The following is a 9,512-nucleotide window of genomic DNA, read 5'->3' as shown; positions in this document are numbered from 1 at the left end:
CGCCATGACCGCGCACGACGCCACCCACGCCGCGACGGCGGGCGCGACCAGCCGCAGATCCGGCGGGCCCGCCTCCCCGGCGGCCCCGCGGACGGCCCCGCGGAGCGCCCCGCCTGTGGCGGCTGTCCCGACTGTGCTGACGGCGGCCGTCATGGCTGCACCAAGGGGCGGAGGTCGGTGAAGCGGCGACTGCCGATCCCGTTGACCTTGCGAAGCTCCTCGACCGAGCGGAAGCCGCCGTGCTGCGTGCGGTAGTCGAGGATGTGCCGGGCCAGGACGGGGCCGACGCCCGGCAGCGCGTCCAGTTGCTCGACCGTCGCGGAATTCAGGCTCACCGGGCCGCCCGGCGCGGGCCCTCCCCCGGCGGCGGCCAGTCCGGGCGCCGGCGCACCGCCCGGACCGGCCGGACCGCTCCGGCCCGCCTGTCCGCCCTGACTGCCCTGACCGCCCGCCGGGGCGCCCACCACGAGCTGCTCCCCGTCCACGAGCACACGCGCCCGGTTGAGGCCCGTCGTGTCCGCGCCCGGACGGGCTCCCCCGGCCGCGGCCAATGCGTCGGCCACCCTCGAACCCGGCGGCAGGCGCAGCACGCCCGGCCTGCGGACCTTGCCCGCCACGTCCACGACCACCACCCCGCCCGTACGGGACGGCGAGGCCACGGCCGGCGGAGGCGTCGGGACCACGACGGCGGGCGTCTCCCGCGCGGGCACCCGGACGGTCCGCGGGCGCCCGGCCAGGAAGTGGTACGCGGCGAAAGCGCACGCCGCCGCCAGCACGATCGCCAGTGCGGCGAGCGTCTTCGGCTCCATGCCGCAGCGCAGTTGCAGCCACAGCGGCAGGCGCTCCCGCACCGCGAGCCGCCAACGCCCGCCCTGCGGCGGGCCGTTGCGCCCGGGTAGCGAAAGGTGCCCGTTCGTGCGATCGGTCATGCGCAAGACGGTAGGGCGATTGCCCTGATCCCGCTGAGACGGCCTGATTTCCGTGGATAACCCGGCAGTTGTGGATAACTACGCCGCCCGGGAGGGGGAATTGACGCCGGGCCGCATCACGGCCGGGCGATCCCGTAAGCGTCCGGGCGCCGGGCGCCCTGGGCGGGCCCGAGCCCCGGCCGGAAGCCCGGGGCCCTACTTCGGCGCCACCACCACGCCCAGCAGTCCCGGGCCCGTGTGGGCGCCGATGACCGCTCCCACCTCGCTGACGTGCAGCTCTTCCAGCGCCGGGAGCCGTTCCCGCAGACGGTCGGCCAGTTCGGTCGCGCGGTCCGGCGCCGCCAGGTGGTGGACGGCGATGTCGACGGGCGACCCGCCCGCGCGCTCCACCGCGATCTCCTCCAGCCGCGCGATCGCCTTGGACGCCGTGCGCACCTTCTCGCGCAGCTCGATCCGGCCGTCCTCCAGCTGCAGCAGCGGCTTGACGGCGAGCGCCGAGCCCAGCAGGGCCTGGGCCGCGCCGATCCGGCCGCCCCGGCGGAGGTAGTCCAGCGTGTCGACGTAGAAGAAGGCGGCCGTGCCCTGCGCGCGCTTCTGCGCCGCGGCGACCGCCTCGTCGAGGGTGCCGCCGGCGTCCGCCGTCTCGGCGGCGGTCAGCGCGCAGAAGCCGAGGGCCATGGCGACCATGCCGGTGTCCACGACCCGCACCGGCACCTCCGCGTCGCGCGCCGCGAGGAGCGCCGCGTCGTACGTGCCGGAGAACTCCGACGACAGGTGCAGCGAGACGATTCCCTCCGCCCCCGCCTCGGCGGCCGCGCGGTAGGCCGCCGCGAAGACCTCGGGGCCGGGCCGCGAGGTGGTCACCGGCCTGCGCTTCTGCAGCGCCTCGGCCACGCAGCGGGCCGAGACCTCGGTGCCCTCTTCGAGCGCCTCGCCCCCCAGCACGACGGTGAGCGGTACGGCGGTGATGCTGTGCCGCTCCATCGCCCGCTGCGGCAGATAGGCCGTTGAATCAGTAATGACAGCGACATGGCGGGACATGTTCCGGAGGTTACCCGCCGGGGCGCTCCGACGGCAGTACGGGCCCCGTACAGGTGATCATCCTGCGGGACGGCCGGACAGCGGGCGCCCCGATGAGCTAGACCTCATGGGCGCATTCCATGGGATCCCCTGGGCGCATCCCCTGGGCGCGCCGGTCAGCCGGCGCTCTCCGGCCGGCTCGTCTTCTGCCACGAATAGCCCGGCGAACGCCACGCGTCCCGGTCGCGGTCCCGCCCGGTGATCGCCCGCGGCTCCGGCCGCTCCCCGGCCGGTGCCCCGGCCCCCGATGCCCCGGCAGCGCCCGATGCACCTGATGCACCACTGGCACCGCCAGCACCCGCCCCCGAAGCCGTGCCCGCCCCTGCAGCCTCGTCAAGCCCCTCGTCGCTCCAGTGCCGCAGCGCGCCCGCCTCCATGCGGATCTGGCCGCTCAGCGTCTCCAGGTCGTCCTCGGCGAAGCGCCGGGCCCGGTCCTGGGCGGCGAAGCGCAGCGAGTCCGCCGAGTCCTTGACGCGGGCCGTGCGCTCGCGCAGCTCGGGCAGGCGGGCCGCGATCCGGGCCTTGTCCGGCTCGGTCTCCAGCCGCCTCAGCTCGTCGTCCAGCTCGTGGCCGTGGGCGCTGAGGCGCTGGAAGAGGGCGAGCGCCTCGGAGAGCGAGGGGTCCTCGGGGGCGGCGGCGTGCAGGGCGTCCTGCGTGGCGCGCATCGACGTGCGCAGCGAGAGGCGCAGCTGCGCGACCTCACCGGCCGGGCCCGGCTGGGCGAACTGCCGGGCCTTGAGGCGGGTGTCCTCGACGGTGCGCCGCGCCTGGTGGACCGTGCGGTCCACGCCGCGCTTGACCGCCCGGACCGTCCTGACCGTGGCGATCACTGCCAGCGCGACGAGGACCGCGAAGATCAGTGCGACGATCACGGCCACGGCTTCCATGACGCTCCTCGGGACGGTGCGGGGACGGCGGCCGCCGTCTCCCCTCCACCGTAAACGGCACGGGCAGGCCGCGGGTTCCGAACGAACCCCCAACCTGCCCGTAGGGAAGAACCCTCAGCCGGCCGAAGCAGGCCGGACCGGACTACGCCGGAACGATGTTCACCAGCTTCGGCGCCCGCACGATGACCTTGCGGATGCCCGCGCCGCCCAGCGCCGCGACGACCGCCGGGTCGGCCAGGGCGACCTTCTCCAGCTCCTCGTCGGAGATGGCCGGCGGGACCTCCAGCCGCGCCTTGACCTTGCCCTTGATCTGGACGACGCAGGTCACGGCCTCGTCGACCAGGTAGGCGGGGTCGGCGGCGGGGAAGTCCGCGTGCACCACGGAGCCGGAGCGGCCGAGCTTGCGCCACAGCTCCTCGGCGATGTGCGGGGCCAGCGGCGCGATCAGCAGCACCATGGCCTCGGCGACGGACCGCGGGACCTCGCTCAGCTTGGTCACGTGGTTGTTGAGCTCGGTGATCTTGGCGATGGCGGTGTTGAAGCGCAGGTTCGCCAGGTCCTGGCCGACGCCGTCGATCGCCTTGTGCAGGGCGCGCAGCGTCGCCTCGTCGGCCTCGGAGTCCACCACGGTGACCTCGCCGGTGGCCTCGTCGACGACGTTGCGCCACAGGCGCTGCAGCAGCCGGTACTGGCCGATGACGGCGCGGGTGTCCCAGGGTCGGGAGACGTCCAGCGGGCCCATCGCCATCTCGTAGAGGCGCAGGGTGTCGGCGCCGTACTCGGTGCAGATCTCGTCCGGCGTGACGGCGTTCTTCAGGGACTTGCCCATCTTGCCGAGCAGCCGGCTGACCTTCTCGCCCTGGTAGTAGTACGCGCCTTCGCGCTCCTCCACCTCGGCGGCCGGAACGGGCATGCCGCGGCCGTCGCGGTAGACGTAGGCCTGGATCATGCCCTGGTTGTAGAGCTTGTGGAACGGCTCGGCCGACGAGATGTGGCCCAGGTCGAAGAGGATCTTCGACCAGAAGCGGGCGTACAGCAGGTGCAGCACGGCGTGCTCGGCGCCGCCGACGTACAGGTCGACGCCGCCGTGCGGCTGACCCTCGCGCGGGCCCATCCAGTACTGCTCGGCCTCGGCGGAGACCAGCTGCTCGTCGTTGCGCGGGTCGAGGTAGCGCAGCTCGTACCAGCAGGAGCCGGCCCAGTTGGGCATGGTGTTGGTCTCGCGGCGGTAGCGCTTGGGGCCGTCGCCGAGGTCCAGCGTGACGTTGACCCACTCCTCGTTGCGGGAGAGCGGGGTCTCGGGCTCGGTGTCGGCGTCGTCGGGCTCGAAGGTGCGCGGCGAGTAGTCCTCGACCTCGGGCAGCTCCAGCGGCAGCATCGACTCGGGCAGCGGGTGGGCGACGCCCTGCTCGTCGTAGACGATCGGGAAGGGCTCGCCCCAGTAGCGCTGGCGGCTGAAGAGCCAGTCGCGCAGGCGGTAGTTGACGGTGGCCTCGCCGATGCCCTGCGCGGTCAGCCACTCGGCCATGCGGGTCTTCGCCTCGCTGACGACCAGGCCGTCCAGGGAGATGCCCTCCCCGGCCGAGTTGATGATCTCGGCGTCGTACGAGTCGAAGGACTCGGCCCAGGCGGCGGGGTCGGTGCCGCGGTCGTCGGCCGGCTGCACGACGCAGCGCATCGGCAGGTCGAAGGCGCGCGCGAAGGCGAAGTCGCGGCTGTCATGCGCGGGGACGGCCATGATCGCGCCGGTGCCGTAGCCCATCAGGACGTAGTCGGCGGTGAAGACGGGCAGCTTGTCGCCGCTGACCGGGTTGATCGCGTAGACGCCGGTGAAGACGCCGGTCTTCTCCTTGGCGTCGGCCTGGCGCTCGACGTCGGACTTGGCGGCGGCCTCCTTGCGGTAGGCGGCGACGGCCTCGGCCGGGGTGGCGTGCCCGCCGGTCCAGTCCTCGTGGGTGCCCTCGGGCCAGGCGGCCGGGATGACCGAGTGGTGGGTCCCGTTCTCGGTCACCAGCGGGTGCTCGGGCGCGACGACCAGGTAGGTGGCGCCGAAGAGGGTGTCCTGGCGGGTGGTGAAGACGGTGACCTTCGCGTCCGCGTGGCCCTCGACGGCGAAGTCGACGCGAGCGCCGACGCTGCGGCCGATCCAGTTGCGCTGCTGGAGCTTGATGGCCTCGGGCCAGTCCAGGGCGTCCAGGTCCTCCAGCAGGCGGTCCGCGTACGCGGTGATCCGCATGTTCCACTGGCGCAGCTTGGACTTGAAGACGGGGAAGTTGCCGCGCTCGGAGCGGCCGTCCGCCGTGACCTCCTCGTTCGCCAGCACGGTGCCCAGGCCCGGGCACCAGTTGACGGGCGCGTCGGAGGCGTAGGCCAGGCGGTACTCGCCCAGGACGTCGGAGCGCTCGGCCGCGGTCAGCTCGCTCCACGCGCGCCCGCCCGGCACCTCGCGGCGGCCGGCCTCGAACTGCCCGACCAGCTCGGCGATCGGGCGGGCCTTCTTCGCCTCCTCGTCGTACCAGGAGTTGAAGATCTGCAGGAAGATCCACTGGGTCCACTTGTAGTACGCCGGGTCGATCGTCTCGAACGAGCGGCGCTTGTCGTGGCCCAGGCCCAGGCGGCGCAGCTGCGCCTTCATGTTGACGATGTTGGCTTCGGTGGAGACCCGCGGGTGGGTGCCGGTCTGCACGGCGTACTGCTCGGCGGGCAGGCCGAAGGCGTCGAAGCCCAGGGTGTGCAGGACGTTGTGCCCGGTCATGCGGTGGTAGCGCGCGTAGACGTCGGTGGCGATGTAGCCGAGCGGGTGGCCGACGTGCAGGCCCGCACCCGAGGGGTACGGGAACATGTCCATGATGAACTTCTTGGGGCGTGCCACGACCGCCGGGTCGCCCGCCAGGTCACCGCTGGGATTGGGCGCCTCGTACGTGCCCTCGGCGTCCCAGGCGTCCTGCCAGCGTGCCTCGATGTCGGCGGCCAGCGCGGCCGTGTAGCGGTGCGGGGCAGCCACCTCGGCGGCGTTGTTGGTCTCGCTCATCGTCCTCAAAGCTCCATCGATCGTCGTCTCTACCTGCGGCACCTGCGGAAATGAAAAATCCCCTCGCACAGGAGGGGACGCCGCGCCGATGCCGACCGTGGTCACCGGTCGGTACTGATCAGCGCGGCCCGCTAAGCAGAAGGCGTACGGCACGCATGGGGTCAGGTTACCGTAGCGCCGCAAGGGCCCGCACCGACGGTGCGGGCCCTGCGTGGCTGCTCGCGCCCACGCGGCGGAGCCGCATATGAAACCGCCCCGCGCCCCTTACGGACGCGGGGAACCCAGGTCAGCGCCGGTGACCCGGCACGTACGACGTCACGTACGAGTCACCCGGCGTGCCCACGCCGGTGACGTCGTCGTAGCCCGGGACGGCCGAGAGGGAGCTGTCCCCGCCGAGGCTGCGCAGCGTGGTGACCAGGCCGTCCTTGGCGTCGACGCTGTTCTTGTAGTCGACGCGGACGACGCCGATGCCCTGGCCCTTGCCGAGCGGGTGGTCGGTGACGTCGTGGTAGGCGGCGGTGCCGTACCGGTCGTAGATGGCCGGGTTGGCGAAGCCGATCGGCACGCCGTGGCGGGCCTGCTGGGCGAGCGCCTGGACGCCGGCGATCACGGGGGCGGCGAGCGAGGTGCCGCCGATGCGGTACTCGTCGTACTTCACCGAGCCGTCGGGGAAGGTCTGGGTCTGGCCGACGAGGAAGCCGGTGCTGGAGTCGGCGACGGCCGCGATGTCGGGCCCGACGCGCATGGGGGTGCTGCCGTTGGCCTTGGCCAGGGCGTCGGGGACGACGCCGCGCTGGTAGAACGGCTGCTGGTGGATCTTGCTGGTGCCGCCGCCGGCGCCGCCCGTGAAGACGGAGCCCTCCCAGCTCAGGCCGTCCTTGGAGAGCTCCGCCTTGTGGGTGCCCCAGCCGGTCTCCCACAAGTACTTGTCGCCCTTGCCGACGGCGAGGGAGGTGCCGCCGACCGAGGTGACCCACGGGGAGTTGGCGGGCGTGTCGGCCTGCTTGGTGCCGTGCTTGGCGACGTTGTCGCCGTCGTCGCCGGAGGAGAAGTAGAAGCCGATGCCCTCGACGGCGCCGGTCTGGAAGACCTGGTCGTAGGCGGCGGCCACGTCCGGGGTCTCGTTGCTCTCGACGTCGCCCCAGGAGTTGGAGACGATGTCCGCGAGCCGCCCGTCGACGATCTTGTGGAGGGCGTCGATCAGGTCGTCGTCCTGGCAGGACTTGCCGGCGACGTAGACGATGCCGGCGTCCGGGGCGACGGCGTGGGCGGCCTCGATGTCGAGGGTCTCCTCGCCGTACCAGCCGGCGGCGTCGCACTCCTTCTCGCCGGTGTGCGTCCAGTCGGCGGGCAGCACCTGGGAGTACTGGCCCTTGCTCCAGCTCTTGTCGCCGTTGCGCTTGGCGTACTGCTGGACGTCCTGGGCGATGGTCGGGGAGGCGTAGGCGTCGGTGATGGCGATCGTGACGCCCTTGCCGGTGAAGTTCTTCGCCCCGTACGCGGCGCGCAGCTGCTTGCCCGTGTAGCCCTTGATCGCGTACGGCGCGTGGGAGCCGTAGGCGGACGGCAGGCTCTTGTTCACGTTCGAGCCGTAGTACGTGGAGAACGGGCCGGCGTTGCGGAAGGCGGCCGACGGGCCGGGGAGGGTCTCGCGGTGCTTGGCCAGGCGCGGGGCGTCGTTCAGGCCCACGACGGTCAGGACGGCGCCGTCGAGCGAGGCGGGGACGGAGGCCGTGGTGGACGGTGCGTGGTAGGTGCGGCCGTCCTTGACGTAGCGGTGCAGCTCGGTGCCGAAGGCCTTCCTGGCCGCGGCGGCGTCGCCGGTGACGGTGACGTAGTGGTCGTTGGTGCCGGTCACCTTCAGGCCGGAGGAGGTCAGCCAGCCGGTGACCCCGGCTATCTGCGCCTTCGTCGCCCCGAAACGTTCCTTCGCCTGGCGTGCCGTCAAGTACTTGCCGTACGAGGCGGACGACGGGTCGGAGACGGCCCGCGCGTAGTCGGCGAGTCCCCTGGCGTCGCGGCCGGCGAGGTAGACGCGGGCGGTGACCTTCTCCGACGCGTCGGCGGTGCCGCGGTCGGCCGAGGGCGTCGCCCAGAGCGGCTTGGTGCCCGCCAGCGCCTGCCGGTCGTGCGGCCCGGGCCCCGCCTGGGCCGCCAGGGCGGTGGGCGTGCCGAGCGCGAGCGCCCCGGCGGCCAGCGGCAGCGCTGCCGCCAGGGCCAGTCCGGCGCGCACGCGGGAGCGGCTTGATCTCATGGAACCCCCTGCGAAACGAGTGGTCGCAAAACAGCGGGCGTGCTGGCATGAGCACGCCCACAGTGCGTCACTCTTTCGGCGAACTCCTCAACCGTGGGGCATGAGTTCGTCAAGAAGAGATCAAGGAGGCGCCGGAAGGACCGGCACGCGCAAAAGATCCGACGTTAGCAGTGGTGAGGCCCCTCGCACCGGGGTTGTGCGAAGCGGACCGCACGCCGCCGGTGGGCTCCCTACGGTGCCGAGCCATGGACCCCTTCCACCTGCATGTCCACCTGCACGTCCACCCGCTCGCACTCCCCGACAGCCGCCCCGGCCGCACCGGTGACGCCGTCGCCCCGGGCCGGGCCCGGTGAGCCCGGCGCTCCCCGAACAGCCGGCGGTCCTCGCCCTCGGCCGCCCGCGCCTGCTGGCCGGCCTGGACCGGGCGGCCCGGCTCGACCGCAGCGCCCACCTGTCCGCGCACGGCTCACTGCCCCAGCACACCGAGACACAGCTGACGGCCCTGGCGGAGGCGGTCGCGCTGCGCGGCCGGGGCGGCGCGGGCTTCCCCTTCGCGCGCAAGCTGCGGGCGGTGGGACAGGCGGCGCGGCGGCGCGGCGCGCGCCCCGCCGTGGTGGTCAACGGCTGCGAGGGCGACCCGACCAGCCGCAAGGACGCCGTGCTGCTGGCGCGGGCCCCGCACCTGGTGCTGGACGGGGCCCTGCTGACCGCGGCGGCCCTCGGCGCGGGCTCGGTGGTGGTCGGGGTGACCCGGGCGGCGGCCGAGGCCTCGGTGCGGGAGGCGCTGGCCGAGCGGGGGCTCGCCGACCGGCGGGCCCGGTCCGTGCGGGCCCGGGTGGTACGCCTGCCCGAGCGGCTGGTGTCGGGCGAGTCCTCGGCGCTGCTGCGGGCCGCCGGCGGCGGGCTGCCGCTGCCGCCCGGGCGGCACGACCGGGCCTCGCGCGAGGGCCTGGACGGGGCGCCGACGCTGCTGTCCAACGCGGAGACGTTCGCCCAACTCGCCCTCGCAGCCCGGCTGGGCGCCGAGGGCTACGCGGCCACGGGCGCCCCCGGCGAGCCGGGCACCCTGCTGCTGACCGTCTCGGGCGCCGTGCCCGAGCCGCAGGTCGTGGAGGTGCCGGGCGGGGTGCCGCTCGCGTACGTGCTGAAGGTGTGCGGCGCCGCCCCCGCCCCGCAGGGGGTGCTGACGGGCGGCTGCCACGGCGCGTGGCTGGACGCGGCGACGGCGGCCCGGGCCCGGGTCTCGCACGGGGGCCTCGCGGACTGCGGCGGGACCCTCGGGGTGGGTGCCGTGCTGGCGCTGCCCGCGGACGCCTGCCCGCTGGGCGAGA

6 protein-coding genes are annotated in these 9,512 nt (G+C 73.6%); 1 reads left to right on the top strand and 5 read right to left on the bottom strand.

Annotated elements, in window-relative coordinates; genetic code table 11:
- Positions 1–149: 149 nt before the first annotated feature.
- From B7P34_RS33505 to B7P34_RS33485, 5 genes are all read right to left on the bottom strand, one after another.
- Entirely contained in the window at positions 150–929 is a 780-nt protein-coding gene (locus B7P34_RS33505) for a ComEA family DNA-binding protein (protein WP_106681938.1), read from the bottom strand.
- 195 nt (positions 930–1,124) lie between these two features.
- Positions 1,125–1,970: a DegV family protein gene (locus tag B7P34_RS33500; protein ID WP_106681937.1), complete on the bottom strand. Its 846-nt coding sequence runs from the start codon at positions 1,968–1,970 to the stop codon at positions 1,125–1,127.
- A 155-nt stretch (positions 1,971–2,125) separates the two neighbouring features.
- Positions 2,126–2,896 (bottom strand): hypothetical protein, encoded by a 771-nt coding sequence (locus B7P34_RS33495; RefSeq protein WP_106681936.1) that lies wholly within the window; start codon positions 2,894–2,896, stop codon positions 2,126–2,128.
- Positions 2,897–3,038: 142 nt separating this feature from the next.
- Complete coding sequence (locus tag B7P34_RS33490) at positions 3,039–5,927, bottom strand: leucine--tRNA ligase (protein ID WP_106681935.1); 2,889 nt, start codon at positions 5,925–5,927, stop codon at positions 3,039–3,041.
- A 286-nt stretch (positions 5,928–6,213) separates the two neighbouring features.
- Positions 6,214–8,181, bottom strand: coding sequence for a S53 family peptidase (locus B7P34_RS33485; RefSeq protein ID WP_106681934.1), 1,968 nt, complete (start codon positions 8,179–8,181; stop codon positions 6,214–6,216).
- 349 nt (positions 8,182–8,530) lie between these two features.
- Here B7P34_RS33485 and B7P34_RS33480 point away from each other — a divergent pair.
- Positions 8,531–9,512: NADH-quinone oxidoreductase subunit I (locus B7P34_RS33480; RefSeq protein WP_223268499.1), on the top strand; the 982-nt coding region annotated here is incomplete at its 3' end.

The organism is Streptosporangium nondiastaticum (assembly GCF_003011965.1).
Taxonomy (GTDB): domain Bacteria; phylum Actinomycetota; class Actinomycetes; order Streptomycetales; family Streptomycetaceae; genus Streptomyces; species Streptomyces nondiastaticus.
Note: the sequence above shows the minus strand (reverse complement) of the source record. Positions and strands in the feature narration are given on the sequence as shown.

Excerpts from the sequence above, each read along its gene's own strand:
- B7P34_RS33495 (WP_106681936.1), bottom strand. The coding sequence starts at position 2,896 with ATGGAAGCCGTGGCCGTGATCGTCGCACTGATCTTCGCGGTCCTCGTC.
- B7P34_RS33490 (WP_106681935.1), bottom strand. The coding sequence starts at position 5,927 with ATGAGCGAGACCAACAACGCCGCCGAGGTGGCTGCCCCGCACCGCTAC.
- B7P34_RS33505 (WP_106681938.1), bottom strand. The coding sequence starts at position 929 with ATGACCGATCGCACGAACGGGCACCTTTCGCTACCCGGGCGCAACGGC.
- B7P34_RS33485 (WP_106681934.1), bottom strand. The coding sequence starts at position 8,181 with ATGAGATCAAGCCGCTCCCGCGTGCGCGCCGGACTGGCCCTGGCGGCA.
- B7P34_RS33500 (WP_106681937.1), bottom strand. The coding sequence starts at position 1,970 with ATGTCCCGCCATGTCGCTGTCATTACTGATTCAACGGCCTATCTGCCG.